Source organism: Streptomyces sp. NPDC059247 (genome assembly GCF_042754005.1).
Taxonomy (GTDB): Bacteria; Actinomycetota; Actinomycetes; order Streptomycetales; family Streptomycetaceae; genus Streptomyces.
On sequence record NZ_JBHYZW010000001.1, the window covers coordinates 861,742 to 885,434 of the forward strand.

Genomic DNA, 23,693 nt, shown 5'->3' on the forward strand with positions numbered 1-23,693 from the left:
GGCGGGTCCGCGCCCCGGTCCGGGCCCCCGGCGGTCCGCGAAAGTCCAAGCACCGGCACCGACTTGCGCATGGCGGGCTCCGGCCGGACGGCGGTACGACTCCGACCGGGGCCCGCGCGGACCTGTTCGCCGCCGACGCGATCGACCCGGTCGCCGCGCTCGTACGCGTCCAGCGGCTCGCGGTGGCCCTCGCGGACCGCCGGGGGCTCAATCCCGACCGGCCCCGGAACGTCTCCCGGTCGGTGATCCTCTCCGGAGGGTTCCGCCCGACAGCCGCGGAGGCGGCTCGTATCCTGCGGTCATGACCGCAACCGAGGACACCGGGGTCACCGACCTCGCGGAGCTGCCCGGCGACTGGGCCCGCGCGCTCGCCGTCGTCGCCCACCCCGACGACCTGGAGTACGGCTGCTCCGCGGCCGTCGCCGCCTGGACGGACGCCGGGAAGGAGGTCGGGTACGTCCTCGCCACCCGGGGGGAAGCGGGGATCGACACCCTCGCACCGGACGTCTGCGGACCCCTGCGGGAACGCGAGCAGCGGGCGAGCGCCGCCGCCGTCGGCGTGGACGCGGTCGAGTTCCTCGACCACCGCGACGGGGTGATCGAGTACGGGCCCGCGCTGCGCCGGGACATCGCGGCGGCGATCCGCCGCCACCGCCCCGACCTCGTGGTGACCCTCAACCACCGGGACACCTGGGGCGAGGGCCCCGGCGCCCCCTGGAACACCCCGGACCACCGGGCCGTGGGCCGCGCCGTGCTCGACGCGGCGGCCGACGCGGGCAACCGCTGGATCTTCCCCGAACTCGCCGACCGGGGCCTGACCCCCTGGGACGGGGTCCGGTGGGTCGCCGTCGCCGGGTCGAACCGTCCCACGCACGCCGTCGACGCGACCCCGGGCCTGGAGCGCGCCGTCCGCTCGCTGCTCTGCCACCGCACCTACATCGAGGCCCTCACGGACGAGGACCCGGAGGAGTACGTCCGGTCGTTCCTCACGGCCACGACGGCCCGCGCCGCCGACCGCTTCGGCGGCCGGCCCGCGGTCACCTTCGAGCTCTTCACCCGCTGAAGGACCGGCCGCCGCCGGGGAGCCGGGACCCCCGGCCCACCCGTTCGGCTCAGTCCATCGGCACGGGCTTGAGGACCGCGAACGTCGCGCCGGACGGATCGGCCAGCCAGGCGATCCGGCCGACGTCCGGCACGTCCGCCGCGGGCATCAGGACCGAACCCCCGTTGCCCTGCACCGACCGTACGGACGCGTCGGCGTCCTCGACCGCGAAGTACGGCACCCAGCGCGCGGGTTCGGCCGCGTCCCGGAGCTCGGCGACCCCGCCGAAGGAGGCGTCCTGCTGATCGCCCTCGGCTGTGGAGACCACCCGGTACGTCATGCCGGGGACGGTCATCTCCGCCCACCGCCAGCCGAACAGGGTCCGGTAGAAGCCGAGCGCCGCCTCCGGGTCCCCGGTGTGCAGCTCCACCCAGACCAGGGTGTTCGTCTCCGAGGTCCGGTCGAGTCCCCGGGTGGTGCCGGGCTGCCAGACCGCGAACCGCGCTCCGGCGGGATCGGTGAGGGCGGCCATCCGGCCCGCCTCCATGACGTCGGAGGCGGGCAGGCGCACCGCGCCGCCCGCCGACTCGGCGGCCCGCTGCGTCGCGTCCGCGTCCGGCGTGCCGAAGTACACCGTCCAGGCGCTCTCCGCGCCCTCCTCGGTGAGCGGACCGAGCGCGGCGACGGTCCTGCCGTCCTGCTGGAAGAAGCCGTAGCCCCCGGCCTCGGGCCCCGCGGAGCGGAACTCCCAGCCGAGGACGGCCCCGTAGAAGGCGGCTGCCGCCGCCGTGTCGGGGCTGCCGAGGTCGATCCAGGTGGGCGAGCCCGTGGTGAACCGCGTACCGAGCATGGGTGTCCCGTCCTTCCGCGGCCCGGGGCGCGGGCCCCCGGACTCCCCGGCCGGGGCCGTGGCCCGTGCGCCCCACCGGGTGTCGCGCGGTCCACGGTCCGGGTCCGTGGGCCCGGCCCGTGCCCCGGGTCCGTGCCGTGTGTGTCCGGCCACCCTCACCGATCCCCGGCCGACGAAGGGCGTGGCCTGCGGCCCGGCGGCCCGGGTTCATCCGACCGGCCGACCGGCCACCGCCTCCTCCAGGCCGCCGAGGACCAGCTCGTTGTTGAGCGCCACGCCCGCCCGGTAGCCCCGGCTGACGGCGTTGACCACCTGTTCCTGCGGCCCGGTGACGTTCCCGGCCGCCCACACGCCGGGCACGCTCGTCCGGCCCGTCCCGTCCACCACGACGAACTCGCCGAAGGGAGTGGCGCCCAGCTCCGCGCCGAGCTGCCGGAGCAGCCCGTCCCGGGGCGCGAGCCGGGTGGCGGCGGCGAAGACCACCGAACGGTCCACGGTCCGGCCGTCCGCGAGCCGGACCCCGGTCAGCCGGTCGTCCGTCACCGCCAGCCCCGTCACCTCGCCGCGCTCGATCCGGACGCCCGCCGCGCCGAGCAGCGCCTCCTCGTGCGCGGACAGCTCCCGCGCGGTGTGGGTGAAGAGGGTGACGTCCTTCGACCAGTGCGCCACCATCAGCGCCTGGTGCGCGGGCATCTCCGAGTGGGCGATCACGCCGAAGGCCCGGTCGCGGACCTCCCAGCCGTGGCAGTACGGGCAGTGCAGCACATCGCGTCCCCACCGGGCGGCGAGCCCTTCGACGGCGGGCAGTTCGTCGACGAGCCCGGTGGTGACGATCAGCCGTCGGGCGCGGACCGGGCCGCCGTCCGCCAGGGTGACGAGGAAGCCGCCGTTCCCGTCGGGCGCCGCGCCCGTCACCTCCCCGTCCCTGACCTCGACCCCGTAACCGGCGACCTCGGCGCGCCCGGCGGCCAGGTACTCCTCGGGGCTCATGCCGTCCCGGGTGAGGACGCCCTGCATGTGGGCGGCGGGGGCGTTGCGCGGGCGGCCCGCGTCGACGACCAGGGTCCGGCGCCGCGACCGGCCCAGGATCAGGGCGGCGCTGAGCCCGGCGGCCCCGCCGCCGACGACCACGGCGTCGAATGCGTACGTGCTGGTCCCGTGTGCGTCGTCAGGATGTGCGTTCATGGGGCGAGCGTGCCCCGGGGCGGCGGTACCGGCAAGCGAACTTGCCGTTTCTGCAAGACTGGGGACATGACCGAAGACGACCGCATCGACTCCGTGCTCCAGGAGGTCGGCCCCCGCCTCCGCCGGGTCCGCCGCGACCGGGGGGTCACCCTCGCCGAACTGTCCGCCGCCACCGGGATCTCCGTGAGCACCCTCTCCCGGCTGGAGTCCGGGCAGCGCAGACCCAGCCTCGAACTGCTCCTGCCGCTCGCCCGCGCCCACCAGGTCCCGCTGGACGAGCTGGTCGGCGCGCCCGCCACCGGCGACCCGAGGGTGCGGGCCAAGCCGATCGTGCGCCACGGCCGGACGATGTTCCCGCTCACCCGGCAGCCCGGCGGCCTCCAGGCGTACAAGGTGATCCAGGAGGTGACGCGGGGGGAGCCGGACCCCCGGGTCCACGAGGGCTACGAGTGGCTGTACGTGCTCTCCGGCAGGCTCCGGCTCGTCCTCGGCGACCACGACGTGATCCTCGGCGCGGGCGAGGCGGCGGAGTTCGACACCCGGGTACCGCACTGGTTCGGCCCGACGGACGAAGGGCCGGTGGAGTTCCTGAGCCTCTTCGGCCCCCAGGGCGAGCGGATGCACGTACGGGCCCGCCCGAAGAAGTCGGGGTGACCGGATCCCGTACGGGGCGGGTGAGCCCGTAGGGGGGTGGACGGAGACCCGTACGGGGCGGGGAGCGCCCTTGAGGGGCCCGGAGCGTGTCCGTACGGGATGGGGGCGGCCCCGTAAGGGATCGGGGGCGCCCCGTACGGGACGGGAAAGCCGCCCCTGGGGGGCGGCCGGGCGGGAGCCCCCGCGGGACGCCGCCGGTGCCCGGCCCGAGCGGTCCCCGGCGCCGCCGGGGGTGCGATCCGGCCCGACCGAAGAAGTCCGGCCGAGCCGTTCCCCCAGAGGCAAGCGACCGCTTAGTATGCCTCCGACCGATCGGCGGTACGGAGGAGGCTTCCGGATGCGGGCATGGCGTGTGTACGAGAACGGGGAACCCCGCGCGGTGATGCGCCGCGAGGAGATCGCCCCGCCCACGCCCGGCGAGGGCCAGGTCCTCCTGAAGGTCCGCGCCGCCAACGTCAACTTCCCCGACGCGCTGCTCTGCCGGGGCCACTACCAGGTGCGGCCCCCACTGCCCTTCACCCCCGGCGTGGAGGTCTGCGCCGAGACCGACGACGGACGCCGGGTCGTCACCACCGCGGCCCTCCCGCACGGCGGCTTCGCCGACCACGTCCTCGCCGACGCCGCCGGACTCCTCCCCGCCCCCGAGGCGCTGGACGACGCCGAGGCCGCCGCCCTCCACATCGGCTACCAGACCGGCTGGTTCGGCCTGCACCGCCGCGCCGCCCTCCGGCCCGGCGAGACCCTCCTCGTCCACGCGGCGGCCGGAGGGGTCGGCAGCGCCGCCGTCCAACTGGGCAAGGCCGCCGGAGCCACCGTCATCGGGGTCGTCGGCGGCCCCGCGAAGGCGGCCGTCGCCCGCGCCCTCGGCTGCGACGTCGTGATCGACCGCCTCGCCGAGGACGTCGTCGCCGCCGTCAAGGCCGCCACCGGCGGACACGGCGCCGACGTGATCTACGACCCGGTCGGCGGCGACGCCTACCGGCAGTCCGCGAAGTGCGTCGCCTTCGAGGGCCGGATCGTGGTCGTCGGCTTCGCCGGAGGCACCGTCCCCGCGCCCGCCCTCAACCACGCCCTGGTCAAGAACTACGCGATCCTCGGACTCCACTGGGGCCTGTACGCGGCGAAGGACCCGGCATCGGTCGCCCGCTGCCACGAGACCCTCACCGCCTACGCGGCCAAGGGCCTGATCAGACCGCTCGTCGCCGAACGCGTCCCCTTCGACGGGGCGGCCGACGCCGTCCAGCGCGTCGCCGACGGCGCCACCACCGGCCGCCTCGTCGTCCTCCCGGACGGAGCCCGCACATGACCGGCGCCGAAGAACTCCGCACCCGGACAAGGGACTTCCTGGCCGCCCACCCGCCCGCCGGAACCGCCCGCACCGACTTCCTGCGCGCCCGCTTCGACGCCGGACTCGCCTGGGTCCACTACCCCGTGGGCCTCGGCGGACTCGACGCGCCCCGCGCGCTCCAGAACGTCGTCGACGCCGAACTGGCGGCGGCGGGTGCCCCCGACAACGACCCGCGCAGAATCGGCATCGGACTCGGCATGGCCGCCCCCACCCTCCTCGCCCACGGCACCGACGAGGTCAGAAGACGGTTCCTCCGGCCGCTCTGGGTGGGCGACGAGGTGTGGTGCCAGCTCTTCAGCGAGCCCGGCGCGGGCTCCGACCTCGCCGCCCTCGCCACCCGGGCCGTCCGCGACGGCGACCACTGGGTGGTGAACGGCCAGAAGGTGTGGACCTCCAGCGCCCACCTCGCCCGCTGGGCCATCCTGATCGCCCGCACCGACCCGGACGCGCCCAAGCACCGGGGCATCACCTACTTCGTCCTCGACATGACCGACCCCGGCGTCGAGGTCCGGCCGCTGCGCCAGATCACCGGCGAGGCCGAGTTCAACGAGGTCTTCCTCACCGGCGTCCGCATCCCCGACACCCACCGCCTCGGCGCGGAGGGCGACGGCTGGCGGGTGGCCGGGACCACCCTCATGAACGAGCGGGTCTCCATCGGCGGCGCCCGCCTCCCGCGCGAGGGCGGCATGATCGGAAAGGCCGCCGCCACCTGGCGCGCCCGCCCCGGACTGCGCACCCACGACCTGCACCGGCGCCTCCTCGGACTCTGGATCGACGCCGAGGTGGCCCGGCTCGCCGCCGAACGCCTCCGTCAGGGACTCGCCGAGGGCAGGCCGGGCCCGGAGGGCAGCGCGGCGAAACTCGCCTTCGCCCGCCTCAACCAGGAGATCAGCGGCCTGGAGGTCGAACTCCTCGGCGACGAAGGGCTGTTGTACGGGGAGTGGGAGATGCGCCGCCCCGAACTCGTCGACTTCACCGGCCGCGACGCGGGCTACCGCTATCTGCGCTCCAAGGGCAACTCCATCGAGGGCGGCACCAGCGAGGTGCTGCTCAACATCGTCGCCGAGCGGGTCCTCGGCCTGCCCCCGGAGCCCCGCACCGACAAGGACGTCCCGTGGAAGGACCTCGCCCGATGACCGGACGGACGGAGCCGGACGAACTGCCGCTGGACCTCCTCCACTCCGAGACCGAGGAGGAGCTGCGGGCGGCGGTCCGCGCCCTGCTCACGGACAGGGCCGGTCACCGGGAGGTCCTGGAGCGGACCGAGACGGGCAGCCCGTACGTCCCCGGTCTGTGGAAGGCCCTCGCCACCGGCATCGGCGCGGCGGGCCTGCTGGTCCCCGAGCGGCTCGGCGGCCAGGGCGCGAGCCACCGCGAGGCCGCCGTCGTCCTGGAGGAACTGGGCCGGGCGGTGACCCCGCTGCCGTACCTGACCAGCGCGGTGATGGCCACCGAGACCCTGCTCGCGCTGGTGGCGCGGGGAGGGGCGGTCACCGGACTGCTCGCGGACCTCGCGTCCGGCCGCACGGTCGCGGTCCTCGCCGTCCCGCTGGGGACGGCGCCGGGCCAGGACCCGGTGCCCGCCCCCTCGGTCGCCGGAGTCGCCGACGCGGTCGCCGCCGACGTGTTCCTGGTGCCGCGCGCCGACGGCCTGTACGCCGTACCTGCCGGGGAGGCACGGGTCGCGCCGCAGGTCCCGCTGGACCTCACGCGTCCGCTCGCCGTGGTGACCCCCGGGGACGGCGGCGTCCGGCTGGCCGGGGCCGCGGACGGCGGCGCCGCCGTCCGGCGCGGACTCCTCGCCGGGGCCGGACTCCTCGCCTCCGAACAGCTCGGCCTCGCCGAGTGGTGCCTGGCCGAGACCGTCCGGCACACCCGCGAGCGCCATCAGTTCAACCGGCCGGTCGGCTCCTTCCAGGCGCTCAAGCACCGGATGGCCCAGCTCTGGCTGGACGTCGTCGGGGCCCGCGCGGCGGCCCGCGCCGCCGCCGACGCCCTCGCGTGCGGACACCCGGACGCCCCGCTCCTGGTGGCGGTGGCGCAGGCGTACTGCTCGAAGACGGCGGTACGGGCCGCCGAGGAGTGCGTGCAACTGCACGGCGGGATCGGCATGACCTGGGAACACCCCGCCCACCTGGCCCTCAAGAGGGCCAAGTCGGCCTCCCTCGCCCTCGGTTCGCCGGGCCGCCATCAGGACACCGTCGCCACCCTGATGAACCTGGCACCGCCGGAGTGACCCGTCACCGTACGGCGGCCGGGGCCGGACCGCCGTGTGCGACGGGGCACTCGTGGCGGGCTCCCCACCGCCGTACGGCCGCCGGGCCCGACGCCCCGCCCACCACGGCGCCCGTCGGGGTCCGGGCCCTCACGCGCGCAGCGCGGGGGCCCGGGGCGCGGGTGGAACGACGCGGGCGAGGGCCTTCGCGGCGGCCACCACCTCGCGGTCGGCCAGGTACGGGCCGATGATCTGGACGGCCAGCGGCAGCCCCTCGGCGGTCCGTCCGGTCGGCAGCACCAGGGACGGCAGGCCCACCAGCGAGGCGAGGTTCAGCCAGCTCGTCTGGTCGTGGTAGCCGCGCCGCACCCCGTCCACGGTGATGTGCCGGTCCTGGACGGCCACGGACGTCTGGTCCGGCACGGCGGCGGTCGGCGCGGCCGGGGTGATCAGCAGGTCGTGCGTCTCGAAGTACGCCTCCCACGCGGCCCGGAGGGCGTGCCGCTCCTCGTCGGCGCGCGCCCAGTCGCGGTGCCGCACCGTGCGCGACCTCAGGTACACGGCGGCGGGGGAGCCGTCCGGAACCGAGGCGGCGGCCTCGACCTCCGCCGCGAACACGTCGTCCGGAGCGGACGCGGCCGAGGTCGCGAACATCAGACGCCGGAACAGGGTGTCGCTCGCCGCGAAGCCGACCGGCCGGGACGTCCCGTCCACCTCGGCACCCGCCTCGCGCACCGCGTGGACCACGCGCTCCAGCAGGTCCCGGGTCGCCGCGTCCACCCCGCAGTACGGGTCGTCGGCCCACACCCCGACGCGCTGCCCGCGCAGCGTCGTCCTGGTCGGCCCCGGCAGGTCGACGCGCCACGCGGCCCGGTCGGCGGGCGCGGGCGCGGCGAGCACGCCGAGCAGCAGGGCGAGGTCGTCGGCGTTCCGGGCGACCGGCCCGAGAGCGAGCATGTCCGCACCGGTGAGCCAGCCCGGCGGGCGCGGGACGTGCCCCCGGACGGGAACGACCGGCGCCGCGCCCCGCGAGGTGCGGAGCGCGAGGACACCGCAGTACGCGGCCGGGAGCCGGAGCGATCCGGCGAGGTCGGAGCCGACCTCCAGGGCGCTGACGCCGATGGCGACGGCCGCCGCCGCGCCGCCCGAGGAGCCGCCCGCCGTGTGGGCGGGGGAGTGGGGGTTGACCGTCGTCCCGACGAGCGGGCTGGAGGTCTGGAGGTCCTGGCACATCGGCGGGACGTTCGACTTGCCGAGGACGACCGCCCCGGCCGCCCGCAGCAGCGCCACGGCGTCCGCGTCCCGCTCCGGTACGTGCTCCGCCAGGTCCGGGCTGCCGCACGTGGTCCGCAGCCCGGCGGTCTCCAGGGAGTCCTTGACCGTCATCGGCAGCCCGTGCAGCCGCCCCAGCGTGCGGCCGGTGTCCGCCAGGTGCCGGTCGGCCCGGTCGGCGGCGGCGCGCGCCCCCTCGGCGTCGAGGGTCACCAGGGCGTTGACACCGGGGCCCACCTCGGCGTGATGGGCCAGGACCTGGTCGAGGAGTTCCCGCGCGGTCACCGTGCGGCGGCGCAGGGCGGCGAGCTGCGTCCGGGCGGTGGCGCGGTACAGGGCGGTGGGACGGTTCACGAGGGGGACTCCCGGTGGGACGGCGGACGGATCATCGTACGGAACGACGGGGGAACCCGCGGGAGTACGTGGGGTGGGGGCCGCCGGGAGTGACGGGTGGGGCCACGGAGAGCACGGTGCCGGGAGCCCGGGAGCCCGGGAGCCCGGGAGCCCGGGAGCCCGGGAGCCCAGGGGCCCAGGAGTCCGGGAGCCTCCGGAGTCCCCGGAGCCCCAGGAGCCGACGACGGCCCCACCGGCAGTGAGTGCACGGCGCGCGGACCCCCCGAGTGTCCGGAACGTGGCCGGAACCTCCGCACGTAAGGGGCCTCTGTGTCCCCTTTTCCTTACATACTGTTTAATTGCAAGCTGCTCGCAACAACAGTTGATCTCCAAGAAGAGGTGTGGCCACGATGACCGCCCGATCCTTCCGGCGTGCCGCCGCCGCGATACCCGCGGCGGCCGTCGCACTCACCGCGGCAGCCTGCTCGAACCCCGGCGCCGCCGGAGGCACCACCGGACCCAAGGATTCCGCGGTCGTCGGCATCGCCTACGAGCCCGAGAGCCTCAGCCCCCTCCTCGGCTACGGCAAGGACGGCAACTCCAAGATCTTCGACGGGCTCCTCGCCCTCGACGCCGACATGAGGCTCACCCCGGCGCTCGCCACCGCGCTGCCCCGGATCAGCGACGACGGCCTCACGTACACGTACACCCTCCGCAAGGGGGTCACCTTCAGCGACGGCGTCCCCTTCACCGCGAAGGACGTCGTCTACACCTACCGGACGATCCTCGACCCGAAGACCAACAACGCCTCCCGCACCGAACTCGACGCCCTCAAGAGCGTCGACGCGGTCGGTGACGGCACCGTCGTCTTCCGCCTCAAGTACCCCTACGCGCCCTTCGCCCAGCGCACCGTCCAGGCCATCGCGCCCGAGCACGTCGCCGGGAAGCAGGACGTCAACACCGGAGCCTTCTCCGGCAAGCCGATCGGCACCGGCCCGTACGTCCTCACCGGCTGGTCCAAGGGCGAGAAGCTCACCTTCAAGGCCAACCCGACGTACTGGAACGGCGCGCCCGCGGTGAAGAAGTTCACCATGGCGATCATCAAGGACGACGACGTCCGCGCCACCCGGCTGCGCGCCGGGGACCTCGACGGCGCGATCCTGCCGCCCAACCTCGCCGCCGGGTTCAAGGGCGACAAGGCCAGGAAGACCTGGACCGCGAAGACCTACGACTACCGCACGGTCACCCTCCCCACCCACCACCGGGTCACGGGCGACACCGCCGTCCGGCGCGCCCTCGACCTCGCCGTGGACCGCCAGACGATGGTCGACAAGATCCTCGAAGGGGCCGGGAAGCCCGCCTACGGGCCCGTCCCCACCGACAGCCCCTGGTTCGCCAAGGGCACCGAACGCCGCCACGACCTCGCCGGGGCGCAGGAGATCCTCGACGAGGCGGGCTGGAAGCCCGGTCCCGACGGCGTCCGCGTCAAGAACGGCGTCCGCGCCGCCTTCCCGCTCTGGTACCTCTCCGGCGACAAGCTCCGCCAGGACCACGCCCTCGCCTACGCCTCCGACGCCAAGAAGGCGGGCATCGAGATCACCGCCCAGGCCGGTACCTGGGAGGTCATCGAGCCCCGGATGAAGACCGACGCGGTCCTCGCGGGCGGCGGCTCCCCCGGCGACCCCGACTTCGACCAGTACCTCCTGCTGAAGTCCACCCTCGCCGGGGACGGCTTCAACAACATGGCCTGGTACGCCGACGGGACCGTCGACCGCGCACTGGAGGACGGCCGCCGCACCGACGACCCCGCCCTGCGCCGCGCCGCGTACGACACGATCCAGCGCGAACTGGTCAAGAACCCCGGCTACACCTTCCTCACCCACATCGACCACCTCTACGTCGTGAACGACGCCTGGGACGGGCTCAGCACCCAGACCGAGCCCCACGACCACGGTCTCGCCTCCGGCCCCTGGTGGAACATCGAGACCTGGAAGCCGAAGAACACCGGAACGACCGCGAAGTGACCCACCGCCTCCCCTGGGGGCCCATGGCCCGGATGACGGGACGGCGCGCCCTGGCCGCCGTCCCCGTCCTTCTCGGCGTCACCCTCGCGGTGTTCGCCGTCGCCGAGGCGTCCCCCTTCGACCCCGTCAAGGCGTACGCGGGGACCGCGGGACTCACCGCCTCGCAGGAGAACCTCGACCAGCTCCGCGCCAACCTCGGCGTGGACCGGCCCCTCCTCACCCGCTGGTGGGAATGGCTCACCTCCGCCCTCACCGGCGATTTCGGCGACTCCTCCGTGATGCGCCGCCCGGTCGCCGAGGTCGTCGGCGAACGGCTCGGCTGGTCCGTCCTCCTCGCCGTCACCGCCTTCCTCGTCGCCATCGCGCTCGGCACCCTCCTCGGGGTCCTCGCCGGACGCCGCAGGGGCGGTCTGGTCGACCGGGCCGTCAGCTCCGTCGCGTACACCCTGGAAGCGGCCCCCGCCTTCTGGCTGGGCCTCCTCGCCATCTGGTTCTTCGCCCTGCGGCTGGGCGTGCTGCCCGCCGGAGGCCTCACCGACACCGCCAGCGACACCGTCACCTTCGACCAGGTCGCCCGGCACCTGGTGCTGCCCGCGCTCGTCCTCGGCGTCTCGCAGCTGCCCTGGTTCTTCCTGTACGTGCGCCAGGGCGTTGGCGACGCCCTCGACGAGGACCCCGTGCGCGGCGCCCGCGCCCGGGGGCTGAGCGAACGCACCGTCCTCACCGGCCACGCGCTGCGCTCCGGGATGCTGCCCATGCTCACCCTCGTCGGCTCCCGCGTCCCCGAACTCATCACCGGAGCCCTCCTCGTGGAGACCGTCTTCAGCTGGCCCGGGATCGCCGCCGCCACCGTCCAGGCGGCGACCTCCGTCGACTTCCCGCTGCTCGCCGCGCTCACCGTGCTCGCCACCGCCGCCGTCCTCGCCGGGAACCTGCTCTCCGACCTCCTGTACGGACTCGCGGACCCGAGGGTGGGCTTCGATGGCTGACCCGCGCACCCACCGCCTGCGCCTGTGGAGCTCCGCCGCCGTCGTCGGCGCGGTCCTCCTCGCCGTCCTGCTCGTCCCTCCGCTGGTCCAGCTCGACGAACAGGCCGTCGACCTCTCCCGCAAGCTCCTCCCGCCGTCCTGGGAGCACCCCTTCGGCACCGACGACCTCGGGCGCGACCTGCTCCTGCGCTGCGTCTACGGCCTGCGGATCTCGCTGCTCGTCGGACTGGTCGCGGCCCTCGTCGCGACCGTCGTCGGCACGGCCGTCGGAGCCGCCGCCGGAGCGCTCGGCGGCTGGACCGACCGCTGTCTGATGCGGCTCGTCGACGCCTTCTCGTCCGTGCCGCACCTGCTCCTCGGCATCTTCGTGGTCGCCCTCTTCCGGCCCGGGGTCTGGCCCGTGATCGTGTCCGTCGCCGTCACCCACTGGCTCTCCACCGCCCGCATCGTGCGCTCCGAGGTGCTCTCCCTGCGCACCCGGCCGTTCGTCGACGCGGCGGTCTCCGGCGGCGCCGGACGGTGGCGGGTCGCCGTCCGGCACCTGCTGCCCGCCGTGCTTCCGCAGGCGGGGCTCGCCGCCGTCCTGATGGTCCCGCACGCCATGTGGCACGAGTCCGCGCTGTCCTTCCTCGGCCTCGGACTGCCGAGCCACCAGGCCAGCCTCGGCAACCTGGTGCAGAACGCGCGCTCCTCGCTCCTCGCCGGGCACGGCTGGCCCACGCTCTTCCCCGGCCTGCTGCTCATCGTGCCGACCCTCGCCATCGCCGGACTCGCCGGAGTGTGGCGCGACCGGCTCAACCCGCGCCGCCGATCGGAGCTGATGCTGTGAACGGCCCCACCACCCCCCGAGGCTCCACCACCCCTCCGAGCTCCATCACTCCCCGAGGCTCCACCACTCCCCAAAGCCCCACCACCCCCACCCGTCGGCCCGGGGGCGACCTCCTCCGCGCCCTCGACGCGGTCTCCGCCGAGCGAGCCGGGGACGCCGTCCTCAGCGTCCGCGACCTCACCGTCCGCTTCCGGCTGCGCGGCGGCCGGACCGTCGCCGCCGTCACCGGCGCCGACTTCGACCTCGGCGCGGGCGAGTGCCTGGCCCTCGTCGGCGAGAGCGGCTGCGGCAAGTCCGTCCTCGCCTCCGCCCTCCTCGGCCTGCTGCCCGGCAACGCCGAGACCTCGGGCTCCGCCCTGCTCGCGGGCGCAGGGGACCGGGCCGGTGTCGATCTGCTCACCGCCGACGAGAAGACCCTCGCGCGCACGGTACGGGGCCGCCGCGTCGGCCTCGTACCGCAGAGCCCCGCCGCCCACCTCACCCCCGTCCGCACGGTCCGGTCCCAACTGGAGGAGACCGTCCGCGCCCTCACCGGTACCGCCCGCAGGGCCCGCCGCGAGGCGGCCGAGGACGCCGCCGACCGCGCCGCCTTCCCCGCCGGGCACCTGGACCGGTACCCGCACGAGCTGTCCGGCGGACTCGCCCAGCGCGCCGCCACCGCCCTCGCCCTCATCGGCGGCGCACCGCTGCTCATCGCCGACGAACCCACCACCGGACTCGACCGCGACCTCGTCGAGCGCACCGCGGACGAACTGCGCCGCCACGCCGACGACGGCCGCGCCCTGCTCCTCATCACCCACGACCTGACCGCCGCCGCGCGGATCGCCGACCGCGTCGCCGTCATGTACGCGGGCCGCATCGTCGAGATCGCCCCCGCCCACCGCTTCTTCGGCACGGTCGGCCCCCGCCACCCCTACGCCCGGGGCCTCCTCGACGCCCTGCCCGACCGGGCGTTCACCCCGATCCCCGGGATGCCCCCGGAACTGTCGGACCTGCCCGACGGCTGCGCCTTCGCCGCCCGCTGCCCCCGCGCCGGGGAAGCCTGCGCCGTCCGGCCGGAGCCCACCGCGGGCGTCGCCTGCCACCATCCGGAGCGCCCCCGTGCTTGAACTCGACTCCGTCACCGCCGGATACGAGCGCCGCGCCCCCGTCTTCCGGGGCGCCTCGCTCACCGTCGCCCCCGGCGAGTCCGTCGGACTCCTCGGCCCCAGCGGCTGCGGCAAGTCCACCCTGGCCCGGGTCGCCGCCCTCCTGCACCGCCCCGACGCGGGCCGTCTCGTCCTCGACGGCACCGAGGTCCGGGCCTGGCGGCACCGCGCCCCGCGCGCCCTGCGGACCTCCGTCGGCGTGGTCTTCCAGCAGCCCAGGACCGCCGCCGACCCCCGCCTGACCCTCGCCGACCTGCTCGTCGAGCCGCTCCGCGCCACCGGCCGCCGCGCCGAGGCCGCCGGGCGCCTCGCGGAACTCGCCCCGGCCGTCGGCCTCACCCCCGACCTGCTGGTCCGCCGCCCGCACGAGGTCAGCGACGGACAGCTCCAGAGGGCCTGCCTGGGCCGCGCCCTGGCCCTGCGCCCCCGCTGGCTGATCTGCGACGAGATGACCGCCATGCTCGACGCCTCCACCACGGCGGCGCTCGTCGCCGCCGTCGAGGGCTACCGGGCCGAGACCGGCGCCGGGCTCCTCGCCGTCGGCCACGACCGCGTCCTGCTGCGCCGCTGGTGCGACCGCACGGTGGACTGGACCGACTGCCTGCCCGCCGAGGAGACCCCGTGACCGGGACACCGGACCCCTGGCCCCGCGTCGCCGAGGACGACCCTCTCGACGGGCTGCGGGCCGCGCTCCTCGAAGCCCCCTGCGGCTACGAGCCCACGCGGGGCTACGAGGACCACTGCTGGCTCCTCCACGGCATCCACGACGGTCCGGTACGACTCCGCTGGGACGAGGTCCTGTCCCGGGCGGACCGACGCCTCACCGACTGGCCGGGCACCCTCTCCCACCTGGTCTTCGAGGACGTGACGGGCGCGGACGAACTCGACGGGCCCGACCCGGCGGAGCTGGACCGGGCCTCGCTGGCCCGGCTCGTCGAGCACCTCGTCCGGCGGTCGCCCGGGGGACCCGACACCCGCTGCGGCGCGGCCCAGGCGCCCGTCGCGGTGCCGCCCGACGAGACGCTCCTGGCCCGGCGCGGCAGGCTCGGTGACGCCCTCGCCCACCACGACGCCGGGCCGGACTTCCACTTCCCCGCCACCTGGTGGGCCGCCGACGGGCACTGGCTGGTCGTGACCGACCACGATCTGAGCGCCACCCAGGTCTTCGGGGACACCGCGCTGATCGAGGCGCTGCTCGCCGACCCCGGACTCGACGCCGTCCGGCGGCCGACCGTCGCGGAGACCTTCGCGGCCCTCCGCGCCTCCGGCGACTGACCGCGCCCCCGTTCCGCCCGGGTTCCACCCGTATGGCCGCCCCGCCGTCCACCCGGACGAACCTCCTTTTCCGCCACAATGTCCGCCGAACGCCGCAATTCAGTTGCGGCAGAAGGAGGACGTGAGGCCGATGGTCGTTTCCCTTTCCGTCGTGGTGCTGCTGCTGATCCTGGCCACGGTCTTCCTGCGGGGCGGCGGGCTCAAGGTCAGCCACGCCCTCGTCTGCGCGCTGCTCGGCTTCTTCCTCGCCGGGACCGGCATGGCGCCCACCATCCACCACGGGGTCGCCGCCACCGCCGACCTGGTCTCCAGCATCCGGCCCTGAGCGTTGCGGCACCGTGAACCGCCCGTGAAACCGGAGCCGATGCCATGTACATCTCAGATCCTCGGGCCTAGCGTCGGCCGCCGGCGCGACAGACACAGGCAACCCGAGGAGCCGCCGTGAGCCCCCACCCGACCCGAGGACGAGCGCGCGCCCTGGTGGCCGCCACCGCGCTCGGCGCGATCCTCCTGACCGGCGCCGCGCCCGTGGCCCAGGCCCAGGAGATCCCCCTCGCCCCCGGCCACCGTCTCGTGGAGCACTACGAGGGCGCCCCCGCCGCCGCGCTCCCGGTGCCGGGGAAGGGCCCCGCCCAGCACCCGTACCTCGCCCCCAACGGGCGCAGCGGGATGCACGCCGACGGCGCGGGCAGCGGCACCCACCCCTACCCCGGGCCGCTCGGCCGCGCCCCGGGCGTCGTCAGCGAGAAGATCGCCCCGGTCGGCGGCGAGTGCGCCACCGTCACCTTCGACTCCGGCGGCAGGCTCGTCACCGTCTGCGGCACCTTCAGCGGCTTCCTCCTGAAGCTGCTGGACCCGCGCACCCTGGACACCCTCGCCGAGTACAAGCTGCCGCAGCGCTCCTCCACCGTCGAGGCGATCACCCGCCTCGACTTCGAGAAGATCTTCAAGGACACCTCGGGGGGCGCCTACTTCTTCCTCGACGAGCGGGACCGGGTCGTCCTCGCCGACTCCCGGCAGCACATCCAGCGCCTGTCGCACCGTCAGAAGCCGGACGGGTCATGGGAGTTCGTCGTCGAGGACGACTGGGACCTGACCTCGCTGGTGCCGCACGACTGCGTCACCTGGACGAACCTGTTCCCCAGCGGCGTCTGCGATCCCGTCACCTCCGTCATGCCGGACTGGGAGGGCCGCATCTGGTGGGTGACCCGCCTCGGGCGGGTCGGCACCGTCGATCCGGCCACCGGGAGGCTGCGCGCGGTCCGCCTCGCGGGCGAGGAGATCCAGAACTCCTTCTCCGTCGCCGAGGACGGCGTCTCGCTCGTCACCGACCACGCCCTGTACTCCTTCGAAGCCGATGCCGACGGCGTTCCGCGCGTGCGGTGGCGGGAGGCGTACGACCGGGGCACCGGCACCAAGCCCGGCTCGGTGAACCAGGGTTCGGGCACCACCCCCGATCTGTTCGGCGTCCACGACGAGTACGTCGCCATCACCGACAACGCCGACGAGCGGATGAACGTCCTCGTCTACCGCAGGGGCGCCGACGTCCCCGAGGGCGGACGGCTCGTCTGCAAGGTCCCGGTCTTCGGGCGCGGCGCCTCCACCACCGACAACTCGCTGATCAGCTGGGGCAACAGCCTCGTCGTCGAGAACAACTACGGCTACGAGAACCCGAGCACGCTCCTGCTCGGCCGCAGTGTCGTCGGCGGCGCCACCCGGATCGACGTCCGCGCCGACGGCAGCGGCTGCGACACCGTCTGGGAGAGCGACGTCCGCTCGCCCTCGACCGTGCCGAAGCTCTCCACCGCCAACGGACTGCTCTACTTCTACGAGAAGCGCCCCAACTCCTGGGGCGTCGACGCCTGGTACCTCACCGCCGTCGACTTCCGCACCGGCCGCCGGGCCTTCAGCCGCTTCACCGGCACCGGGCTCTCCTACGACAACAACTGGGCGCCGATCACCCTCGGCCCCGACGGCACCGCCTACGTGGGCGTCTTCAACGGCATCGTGGCCGTCCGCGACACCGCCTGAGCCCCGCACGGCGCACCCGACGGCCGCCCCCGGGACCTCCGAGGTCCCGGGGGCGGCCGTCGTGCGGGACTCAGACCAGCTCGGGCATCTCGCCGACGGTGGTCTTCGCGTCGATCACGGCGAACGGGGCGCCCTGCGGGTCGAGGACCGCCGCGAACCGGCCGAACGGGCTGTCCATCGGCCCGAACACCTTCCGCCCGCCGAGACGTTCGGCGGCCTCGACGGCCTTGTCGCAGTTGTCGACGGCGAAGTACAGCTGGACGTACGAGGGGACCTCCGGCGGGAAGTCCTCCGCCGACATCACCATCCGTCCGAGGACCGGCTGCGGACCGCCGAGGTCGAAGATCCGGTAGTCCACGTGCTCGTCCTTGATCTTCTTGCTGCCGTAGCCGAAGACCTCCGTGAAGAACGCGTCGGACTTCGCGGGCTCCCGGGTGAAGACCTCCGCCCAGGTGTACGAGCCGGTCTCGCCCTCCAGCTCGAAGCCCTCGTGGCGACCGGCCTGCCAGACACCGAACGTGACGCCCGCCGGGTCCTGCGCGAGGCACATCGAGCCGAAGTCGCCGACCTGCATCGGCTCCATCAGGACGGTGCCGCCCGCGCTCCGGATCTTCTCCGCCGTCGCGGCGACGTCCGGCGAGGCCAGGTACAGACACCAGGCCGACCGGGCCTCGCCGTCCTGGCCGGGCATGGGCGGGACGACCGCCGCGACGGCCTTGCCGTTCTTGTAGGCCTGGGTGTAGTTGCCGTATTCGGAGGAGGACTCGCCGAAGGTCCAGCCGAGCACGTCCCCGTAGAAGGTCTTGGCGCCCTCCAGGTCGGTGAACATCGCGTCGGTCCAGACCGGTGTGCCCTCAGGTCGTGCGGCCATGACGGTGACTCCCACTTCCGATTCGATGACGTGTTCCTGTGAGCCACGCTAGTCACGCTCGCCCCGGAGCGCGCGGTGGCACACGGTCACGCTAATCAAACTGGTGATCGATTACGGGGAATCAGGCGGACGGCCCCGGAGGAACCACGGCCACCGGGCAGTACGCGTGCTGGAGCACCGCGTGGGTGACCGAACCGAGGAGGAGGGAACCGAAGCGATGCCGGTGATGGCGCCCCACCACGATGAGCCCGGCGTCCCGCGAGCCCTCCACGAGCCGCCCCGCCGCGTCCCCCGGCACCACCGAGGCCGTGAACCCGACCCCCGGCCACCGCTCCGCGAACGGCGCGAGCCGCGCGGTCTGCTCCCGCTCCGCCTCCCGCAGGATCTGCTCCGTGTCGTCCTCGAACGGCAGCGGCGGCGGCACCTGGAGCGCGGGGGAGGGGGCCGCGAGGAGCGCGCCCGGCTGCGGCGGGATCCGGAAGGCGGTCACCACCTCCAGCGGCACGCCCCGGTGGTGCGCCGCCCCGAAGGCGAAGGCCACCACCGCGTCCGGGGTCTCCTCGGCCGCCAGCCCCAGCAGCACCCGGCCCGCTCCCGCCCCGCTCTCCAGGGCCGCCGTGCGCGCCTCGTGCGGGACGACGACGAGCGGACAGGGCGCGGTGGCGGCGAGGGTGCGTCCGGCCGAGCCGAGCAGCAGGGTGGCGAAACCGCCGTGCCCCCGGGAGCCGGTCACCAGGAGCCGGGCGTCCCGGGACGCCGCCGTGAGGGCCTCGGTCACGGTCCCGTCCAGGGGCGCGTACCGCACGGGAACACGGTGCCCGCGCTCCTCCACCACGGTCCGTACGGCGCGCAGGACGGGGTCCGGCGGCTCCGGGGCGCCGCCGGGGGAGCCGGTCGGCACCGCGCCGGACCGTACGTGGGCCACGACCAGCGGCGATCCCAGGCGCTCGGCGGAACCCAGGGCCCATTCCAGGGCCCGCAGACTGTGCGCGGAACCGTCCACGCCGACGACGACCGGCGGCTCGGGCGCGGTGCTCGTGTCACTCATGCGGGAATGCCTCCCGCGCGCGCCCGTCCGCCACACCGGTCAGGACCGGCCGCGGCCGGTCCCGGGGGAGAGGGTCAGGCCTCCTGCTGGCGGGTGGCCCGCTCCGCGTCGCGCTCCTTGATGCGGACGGTCTCCTTGCGGACCTCCAGCTGAGTGTTGCGCTCCTTGCGCAGCCACTCGGGGAACTCCTGCTTGAGGGCTTCGATCTGCTCGGTGGTGAGGGGCTCGGTGATGCCTCCGCGCGCGAGACCGGCGATGGAGACGCCCAGCTTCTGCGCGACCACCGGACGGGGGTGCGGGCCGTTCTTGCGGAGCTCCTGGAGCCAGGCGGGCGGGTTCGACTGGAGCTCGTTCAGCTCGGAGCGCGAGACGACACCCTCCTGGAAATCGGCGGGGGTGGCCTCGAGGTACACACCCAGCTTCTTCGCCGCGGTGGCGGGCTTCATCGTCTGGGTGCTCTGGTGCGACGTCATGGGTCAAGGGTATCGATCGCCCGGACGAACTCCGACCACGGCTGCTACCGGTAACCTGGCGGAGTGACAGGCTCGGACGCTCCCCCCTCAGACCTCGCTTCGGATTCCCCCTCCGGCGCCCCCTCCTTCCGGCTGGCGTACGTCCCCGGGGTGACCCCCTCGAAGTGGGTGCGGGTCTGGCACGAGCGGCTGCCCGACGTGTCCCTCGGGCTGCTCCCCGTGACGCCCGCCGAGGCCTTCGGGGCGCTCCGGGACGGCACGGCCGACGCCGGGCTTGTCCGGCTCCCCGTCGACGGCGACGACCTCAGCGCGATCCCGCTCTACACGGAGACCACGGTCGTGGTCGTCCCCAAGGACCACGCGTTCACCGCCGCCGAGGAGCTCACGGCGGACGACCTCGCCGGGGAACTGGTGCTGCACCCCCTCGACGACACCCTGGGCTGGGAACGGCCGCCGGGCCTCGCGGCGAACGAGCGCCCGGCGACCACCGCCGACGCGATCGAGCTGGTCGCGGCGGGCGTGGGCGTGCTCGCGGTCCCGCAGTCCGTGGCCCGGCTGCACCACCGCAAGGACCTCACCTACCGGACGCTCGTGGACGTCGCCCAGTCCCGGGTGGGTCTCGCCTGGCCCGCCGCCGACGAGGCGCCCGACCTGGTGGAGGAGTTCATCGGGATCGTGCGGGGCCGCACCGTGAACAGCACCCGGGGGCGTCGCGCCGAGGCCCTGAAGGGCCAGAAGCAGCCGAAGGAGCGGAAGGGCGGCGGCCGGAAGCAGACCGACCCCGCCCGGTCGGGGAAGCCCGGCGGGGGCTCCCGGACGGCCGGGCGGCCCGCGGCCCGCAAGGGCGGCGGCACCGGCGGCTCCGGGAAGGGCCGCACCGGCGGGAAGCCGCGCCGGAAGTCCTGAGCGGCCCGTCCGCGGACGCGGGCACGGCCGACGCGGGGCGTCGCGGGCGGACACCGCCCGCGCGCGCCGCGCACGGCCGCCCCCGTGACCGACATGGCTCGTGGGCCGTACGGCGGACAGGTCGCTCGACGCTCCCGGTACGACCGGCATCCCGGCCCCTCCTGACCGCCGACTGAATCACTGACTGATCACTGACTGATCACCCGGGAGCCCGCGGGAAGAGCTTCGGCCGCCGGTCCCAGGACCGTCACCGGAGTGGCACCGGACCGCCTCGGCCGGTCCCGGTCCCTCGACCGGGCCTCGCGGCCCGACGCCCCCCCGCCGCGCGGCCGGGCCGGGCCCGTACGTCCGTGATCAGCCCCCGGGCCGCCACCGGCCGCGCCGCGCCGCCGCGAGCAGCTCCGGAACCGTGGCCAGCTTGACCCGGGGACGCCCCGCCGCCCGGCCCCTCGCCCGTTCGGTCCGCTCGATGGCCGCGAGGCCCCGCGCGTCGACCACCTGCCCGCCGCGGCTCCTGACCAGCCTGCGGAACTCCCTCTCGGTGCCCGTGGGCGTCGGCAGCGCGCCGCCGACCGCGTCCGCCAGGAGACTTCCGACCGTCTCTCCGGCGCAGCTCCGGTTGGCCCCGATGCCTCCGGTGGGACCGCGCTTGATCCAGCCGACGACGTAGCTCCCGGGCAGCCCGGTGACGCGCCCGGCGGTGTGCGGCACCGTTCCGGTGGTCTCGTCGAAGGGCAGCCCCGGCAGCGGGACGCCCCGGTGGCCGATGGCGCGGACGAGGAGCCCCACCCCGATCTCCGTACCCGAGGGGGAGCTTCCGCCGGTGACCCGGACCGCGCGGACGGAGTCCCCGCCGAGCACTTCGACGGGAGCCGAGTGGAAGCGGAGGACGATCCGGCGGCGGCCGGGCGCGGGGGGCCGTGCCCAGTCCACCGGCTCGCGGGCGACGCCGTGGAGCAGCGCGGCCTTCTCCCCGGTCCCGGCGGCGTCCACGGCCGCGCCGGTGCGCGGGTCGTGGTCGTCGACGACCAGGTCGACGCCCGGCAGGTGCCGCAGGGCGAGGAGCTCGGAGGTCGTGTACGCCGCCTGCCCGGGGCCCCGGCGGGCCAGCAGGACGACCTCGCGGACGGGGTCGGTGCGCAGGGCGGCCAGGGCGTGGTCGGCGATGTCGGTGCGGGCGAGGACGGCCGGGTCGGAGAGGAGGACGCGGGCGACGTCGAGGGCCACGTTGCCGTTGCCGACGACGAGGACCCGTGCGGCGGGGGAGGGGAGCCGGACGGCGTCCGGGCCGGTCTCGGGGTGGGCGTTGTACCAGGACACCAGGGAGGTCGCGGAGACGCTGCCCGGCAGGTCCTCGCCGGGGATGCCGAGCCGCCGGTCGGCGGGCGCGCCGACCGCGTACACCACGGCGTCGTGGTGTGCGGAGAGTTCCCCGGCGGTCACGTCCCGGCCGATCCGGACCCCGAGCCTCAGCCGTACCCGGGGGTGGGAGTGGAAGCGGGCGAAGGCCTCCCCGGCGCCCTTGGTGGCGGGGTGGTCGGGCGCCACGCCGTAGCGGAGGAGTCCTCCGGCCACCGGCAGCCGGTCGATCAGCGTCACCTCGGACGGGGTGTGGAGGAGCAGGTCCTCGGCGGCGTACAGGCCCGCGGGCCCGGTGCCGACGACGGCGACGCGCAGCGGTGTGAAGTCGGAGGGCAGCGAGCGGGGGAAGGCGGGCTCCCCCCAGGAGTGGAAGGTGGGCGGGGCGGCGGGAGGGGCGGGCGGCCGGTCCGCGTAGTGGGCCGCGTTGATCCCCTCGTACGCGGCGAGCGGTCCGGTCAGCCGGTCCACGGGGAGGATCGCGTCCACCGGGCAGGCGTCGGCGCAGGCACCGCAGTCGATGCAGGACCGGGGGTCCACGTACAGCATCTCCGTGGTGCCGAAGCCGGGTTCCCCGGGCGCCGGGTGGATGCAGGCGACCGGGCAGACGGCGACGCAGGTGGCGTCGGTGCAGCAGGTCTGGGTGATGGCGTAGGCCATGGTGTCGGCTCCGCTCCGCTCGTCGGGGCTGCTCGTCGGTCCGTCCGTGCCGCGGGCCGGTTCAGAGGAGGTGGGCGCGCCGGTAGAAGAAGAGCGCGGGACGGGTCAACATGCCGACGTCGGAGAGGAAGCCCATCAGTCCGGCGCAACTGGCGCGGAGCCGCGCCTTGTAGTGCTCGTTCGCGGCGGCTTCGCGGCGGGCGCGCTCCGGGTCGAGCCCGGCGCGCTCGTACACCTCGGGGTTCACCAGGCTGGTGACGATGTGGTACGCGGCGACGGCGACCACGAGTGCCTGGAAGTGGCGGCGGGCGCGGCTCGCGCGGGCGAGGCGGCGGCGGGTCTCGTCCCGGGCGAACCTCATGTGCCGTGATTCCTCGACGACATGGATGTTGTTGATCGTGCGGACGAAGGGGACCACCCGCTCGTCGCGCATCCAGTCGCGCTGCATGACGTCGAGGACCTCCTCGGCGACCAGGATGCCCGCGTACGCGGCCTCGCCGAAGCCGAAGGTCTTGATGAGGCGGCCGAGTTCGAGGACCGTGCGGCGGGGCCGGTAGGGCGGCGCCCCGAGCTTCCGGGAGCCGCGGGCGAACATGATGGAGTGCCGGCACTCGTCGGCGATCTCGGTGAGGGCCCACTGGAACCGGGGGTCGGTGTGGTCCATGAGGTAGATGTCGCGGAGCACCATCTGCTGGAGGATCATCTCGAACCAGATGCCGGTGCTGGCGACGGAGGCGGACTCCTGCCGGGTCAGCTCCTTGCGCCGCTCCTCGGTCATCTCCCGCCAGTACGCGGTGCCGTAGAGGCTGTTCCACTCGGGGCTCTGGCCGTGGAAGTCCTTGTCGAGCGGGGTGTCCCAGTCGACCTCGACGGCGGGGTCGTACGAGAGCCTGGCGGCCGAAGAGAGCAGCCGCTCGGCGACGTCGTCCTGGTCGGGGCCGCCGGTGCGGGCGGTGCTCCTTGCCATGGTGCGGCTCCTCGGGTCGCGGGTGCGCCGGTCCGGGCTCTTGTTAGACATCGTGTCTAGCAAGCTTGTTGGATGGAACGTATAACAAGGGCCCCTTACGGGCCTACCCCTCGGTAAGGACCAATTCTCCGGGGAGAGTTCGACGGCGGCACCGGCCGGACACGCGAACGGGGCCGGAGCCTGTCGGCTCCGGCCCCGTCCGGGGGTCGCACGC

Annotated in this window: 22 protein-coding genes and 1 pseudogene; 15 read left to right on the forward strand and 8 right to left on the reverse strand. The window is 74.8% G+C overall.

The window, feature by feature from the left end:
• Window positions 1-143 precede the first annotated feature (143 nt).
• Both ACFXGN_RS03575 and ACFXGN_RS03580 read left to right on the forward strand, forming a co-directional pair.
• Window positions 144-305, forward strand: a pseudogene (locus ACFXGN_RS03575) (sugar isomerase); the annotation flags it as partial.
• On the forward strand, window positions 302-1,063 hold the full coding sequence (locus ACFXGN_RS03580) for a PIG-L deacetylase family protein (RefSeq protein ID WP_384852871.1): 762 nt from the start codon (window positions 302-304) through the stop codon (window positions 1,061-1,063). The pseudogene ACFXGN_RS03575 and the gene ACFXGN_RS03580, both read left to right, overlap by 4 nt.
• Before the next feature lie 49 nt (window positions 1,064-1,112).
• Here ACFXGN_RS03580 and ACFXGN_RS03585 read toward each other — a convergent pair whose 3' ends face one another.
• Together ACFXGN_RS03585 and ACFXGN_RS03590 are read right to left on the reverse strand one after the other, a co-directional pair.
• Window positions 1,113-1,892, reverse strand: a complete 780-nt coding sequence (locus ACFXGN_RS03585) for a VOC family protein (RefSeq protein WP_384852875.1) — start codon at window positions 1,890-1,892, stop codon at window positions 1,113-1,115.
• 207 nt (window positions 1,893-2,099) lie between these two features.
• Window positions 2,100-3,077 (reverse strand): NAD(P)/FAD-dependent oxidoreductase, encoded by a 978-nt coding sequence (locus tag ACFXGN_RS03590; RefSeq protein WP_384852878.1) that lies wholly within the window; start codon window positions 3,075-3,077, stop codon window positions 2,100-2,102.
• 66 nt (window positions 3,078-3,143) lie between these two features.
• On the opposite strand from ACFXGN_RS03590, the gene ACFXGN_RS03595 reads away from it, so the two are divergent.
• The 4 genes from ACFXGN_RS03595 to ACFXGN_RS03610 all read left to right on the forward strand — a co-directional run bounded on the left by ACFXGN_RS03595 (window position 3,144) and on the right by ACFXGN_RS03610 (window position 7,315).
• Window positions 3,144-3,731: a helix-turn-helix domain-containing protein gene (locus tag ACFXGN_RS03595; protein WP_384852881.1), complete on the forward strand. Its 588-nt coding sequence runs from the start codon at window positions 3,144-3,146 to the stop codon at window positions 3,729-3,731.
• A 337-nt stretch (window positions 3,732-4,068) separates the two neighbouring features.
• A complete protein-coding gene (locus ACFXGN_RS03600) occupies window positions 4,069-5,037 on the forward strand; it encodes an NADPH:quinone oxidoreductase family protein (protein ID WP_384852884.1) in 969 nt (322 codons plus the stop codon).
• Window positions 5,034-6,215 (forward strand): acyl-CoA dehydrogenase family protein, encoded by a 1,182-nt coding sequence (locus ACFXGN_RS03605; RefSeq protein ID WP_384852887.1) that lies wholly within the window; start codon window positions 5,034-5,036, stop codon window positions 6,213-6,215. The genes ACFXGN_RS03600 and ACFXGN_RS03605 overlap by 4 nt, the downstream gene beginning before the upstream one ends.
• A complete protein-coding gene (locus ACFXGN_RS03610; protein WP_384852889.1) occupies window positions 6,212-7,315 on the forward strand; it encodes an acyl-CoA dehydrogenase family protein in 1,104 nt (367 codons plus the stop codon). Before ACFXGN_RS03605 ends, ACFXGN_RS03610 begins: the two co-directional genes overlap by 4 nt.
• Before the next feature lie 129 nt (window positions 7,316-7,444).
• Here the strand turns inward: ACFXGN_RS03610 and ACFXGN_RS03615 are convergent, their stop codons facing one another.
• Window positions 7,445-8,920 (reverse strand): amidase family protein, encoded by a 1,476-nt coding sequence (locus ACFXGN_RS03615; RefSeq protein ID WP_384852891.1) that lies wholly within the window; start codon window positions 8,918-8,920, stop codon window positions 7,445-7,447.
• A 389-nt stretch (window positions 8,921-9,309) separates the two neighbouring features.
• Between ACFXGN_RS03615 and ACFXGN_RS03620 the strand changes: the two genes are divergently transcribed.
• The 8 genes from ACFXGN_RS03620 to ACFXGN_RS03655 all read left to right on the forward strand — a co-directional run bounded on the left by ACFXGN_RS03620 (window position 9,310) and on the right by ACFXGN_RS03655 (window position 17,195).
• Window positions 9,310-10,923: an ABC transporter substrate-binding protein gene (locus tag ACFXGN_RS03620; RefSeq protein ID WP_384852894.1), complete on the forward strand. Its 1,614-nt coding sequence runs from the start codon at window positions 9,310-9,312 to the stop codon at window positions 10,921-10,923.
• Window positions 10,920-11,912 (forward strand): ABC transporter permease, encoded by a 993-nt coding sequence (locus ACFXGN_RS03625; protein WP_384852897.1) that lies wholly within the window; start codon window positions 10,920-10,922, stop codon window positions 11,910-11,912. The genes ACFXGN_RS03620 and ACFXGN_RS03625 overlap by 4 nt, the downstream gene beginning before the upstream one ends.
• Window positions 11,905-12,741: an ABC transporter permease gene (locus ACFXGN_RS03630; RefSeq protein ID WP_384852900.1), complete on the forward strand. Its 837-nt coding sequence runs from the start codon at window positions 11,905-11,907 to the stop codon at window positions 12,739-12,741. Before ACFXGN_RS03625 ends, ACFXGN_RS03630 begins: the two co-directional genes overlap by 8 nt.
• A complete protein-coding gene (locus tag ACFXGN_RS03635) occupies window positions 12,738-13,850 on the forward strand; it encodes an ABC transporter ATP-binding protein (protein WP_384852903.1) in 1,113 nt (370 codons plus the stop codon). The genes ACFXGN_RS03630 and ACFXGN_RS03635 overlap by 4 nt, the downstream gene beginning before the upstream one ends.
• Window positions 13,843-14,514, forward strand: a complete 672-nt coding sequence (locus ACFXGN_RS03640) for an ABC transporter ATP-binding protein (RefSeq protein WP_384852906.1) — start codon at window positions 13,843-13,845, stop codon at window positions 14,512-14,514. Before ACFXGN_RS03635 ends, ACFXGN_RS03640 begins: the two co-directional genes overlap by 8 nt.
• Window positions 14,511-15,164 carry a hypothetical protein gene (locus ACFXGN_RS03645; protein ID WP_384852908.1) on the forward strand — a complete coding sequence of 218 codons (654 nt, stop codon included), beginning with the start codon at window positions 14,511-14,513 and terminating at the stop codon, window positions 15,162-15,164. The genes ACFXGN_RS03640 and ACFXGN_RS03645 overlap by 4 nt, the downstream gene beginning before the upstream one ends.
• Before the next feature lie 130 nt (window positions 15,165-15,294).
• Complete coding sequence (locus ACFXGN_RS03650; protein ID WP_366440912.1) at window positions 15,295-15,489, forward strand: hypothetical protein; 195 nt, start codon at window positions 15,295-15,297, stop codon at window positions 15,487-15,489.
• Window positions 15,490-15,605: 116 nt separating this feature from the next.
• A complete protein-coding gene (locus ACFXGN_RS03655; protein WP_384852912.1) occupies window positions 15,606-17,195 on the forward strand; it encodes a hypothetical protein in 1,590 nt (529 codons plus the stop codon).
• A 70-nt stretch (window positions 17,196-17,265) separates the two neighbouring features.
• Here ACFXGN_RS03655 and ACFXGN_RS03660 read toward each other — a convergent pair whose 3' ends face one another.
• The 3 genes from ACFXGN_RS03660 to ACFXGN_RS03670 form a co-directional block, all read right to left on the reverse strand.
• Window positions 17,266-18,066 carry a VOC family protein gene (locus ACFXGN_RS03660; RefSeq protein WP_384852914.1) on the reverse strand — a complete coding sequence of 267 codons (801 nt, stop codon included), beginning with the start codon at window positions 18,064-18,066 and terminating at the stop codon, window positions 17,266-17,268.
• Window positions 18,067-18,187: 121 nt separating this feature from the next.
• Window positions 18,188-19,114: a universal stress protein gene (locus tag ACFXGN_RS03665; RefSeq protein WP_384852917.1), complete on the reverse strand. Its 927-nt coding sequence runs from the start codon at window positions 19,112-19,114 to the stop codon at window positions 18,188-18,190.
• A gap of 74 nt (window positions 19,115-19,188) precedes the next feature.
• Complete coding sequence (locus ACFXGN_RS03670; protein ID WP_384852919.1) at window positions 19,189-19,587, reverse strand: DUF5997 family protein; 399 nt, start codon at window positions 19,585-19,587, stop codon at window positions 19,189-19,191.
• A gap of 63 nt (window positions 19,588-19,650) precedes the next feature.
• On the opposite strand from ACFXGN_RS03670, the gene ACFXGN_RS03675 reads away from it, so the two are divergent.
• Window positions 19,651-20,493: a LysR family substrate-binding domain-containing protein gene (locus ACFXGN_RS03675; protein ID WP_384852922.1), complete on the forward strand. Its 843-nt coding sequence runs from the start codon at window positions 19,651-19,653 to the stop codon at window positions 20,491-20,493.
• Window positions 20,494-20,847: 354 nt separating this feature from the next.
• Here ACFXGN_RS03675 and ACFXGN_RS03680 read toward each other — a convergent pair whose 3' ends face one another.
• Window positions 20,848-22,512, reverse strand: a complete 1,665-nt coding sequence (locus ACFXGN_RS03680; RefSeq protein WP_384852925.1) for an FAD-dependent oxidoreductase — start codon at window positions 22,510-22,512, stop codon at window positions 20,848-20,850.
• Between the two features lie 61 nt (window positions 22,513-22,573).
• Window positions 22,574-23,479 carry a diiron oxygenase gene (locus ACFXGN_RS03685; RefSeq protein WP_384852928.1) on the reverse strand — a complete coding sequence of 302 codons (906 nt, stop codon included), beginning with the start codon at window positions 23,477-23,479 and terminating at the stop codon, window positions 22,574-22,576.
• Window positions 23,480-23,693 lie beyond the last annotated feature (214 nt).

Coding starts and splice junctions, on each gene's coding strand:
- ACFXGN_RS03580 (WP_384852871.1), top strand. CDS start 302: ATGACCGCAACCGAGGACACCGGGGTCACCGACCTCGCGGAGCTGCCC.
- ACFXGN_RS03585 (WP_384852875.1), bottom strand. CDS start 1,892: ATGCTCGGTACGCGGTTCACCACGGGCTCGCCCACCTGGATCGACCTC.
- ACFXGN_RS03590 (WP_384852878.1), bottom strand. CDS start 3,077: ATGAACGCACATCCTGACGACGCACACGGGACCAGCACGTACGCATTC.
- ACFXGN_RS03595 (WP_384852881.1), top strand. CDS start 3,144: ATGACCGAAGACGACCGCATCGACTCCGTGCTCCAGGAGGTCGGCCCC.
- ACFXGN_RS03600 (WP_384852884.1), top strand. CDS start 4,069: ATGCGGGCATGGCGTGTGTACGAGAACGGGGAACCCCGCGCGGTGATG.
- ACFXGN_RS03605 (WP_384852887.1), top strand. CDS start 5,034: ATGACCGGCGCCGAAGAACTCCGCACCCGGACAAGGGACTTCCTGGCC.
- ACFXGN_RS03610 (WP_384852889.1), top strand. CDS start 6,212: ATGACCGGACGGACGGAGCCGGACGAACTGCCGCTGGACCTCCTCCAC.
- ACFXGN_RS03620 (WP_384852894.1), top strand. CDS start 9,310: ATGACCGCCCGATCCTTCCGGCGTGCCGCCGCCGCGATACCCGCGGCG.
- ACFXGN_RS03630 (WP_384852900.1), top strand. CDS start 11,905: ATGGCTGACCCGCGCACCCACCGCCTGCGCCTGTGGAGCTCCGCCGCC.
- ACFXGN_RS03650 (WP_366440912.1), top strand. CDS start 15,295: ATGGTCGTTTCCCTTTCCGTCGTGGTGCTGCTGCTGATCCTGGCCACG.
- ACFXGN_RS03660 (WP_384852914.1), bottom strand. CDS start 18,066: ATGGCCGCACGACCTGAGGGCACACCGGTCTGGACCGACGCGATGTTC.
- ACFXGN_RS03665 (WP_384852917.1), bottom strand. CDS start 19,114: ATGAGTGACACGAGCACCGCGCCCGAGCCGCCGGTCGTCGTCGGCGTG.
- ACFXGN_RS03670 (WP_384852919.1), bottom strand. CDS start 19,587: ATGACGTCGCACCAGAGCACCCAGACGATGAAGCCCGCCACCGCGGCG.
- ACFXGN_RS03680 (WP_384852925.1), bottom strand. CDS start 22,512: ATGGCCTACGCCATCACCCAGACCTGCTGCACCGACGCCACCTGCGTC.
- ACFXGN_RS03685 (WP_384852928.1), bottom strand. CDS start 23,479: ATGGCAAGGAGCACCGCCCGCACCGGCGGCCCCGACCAGGACGACGTC.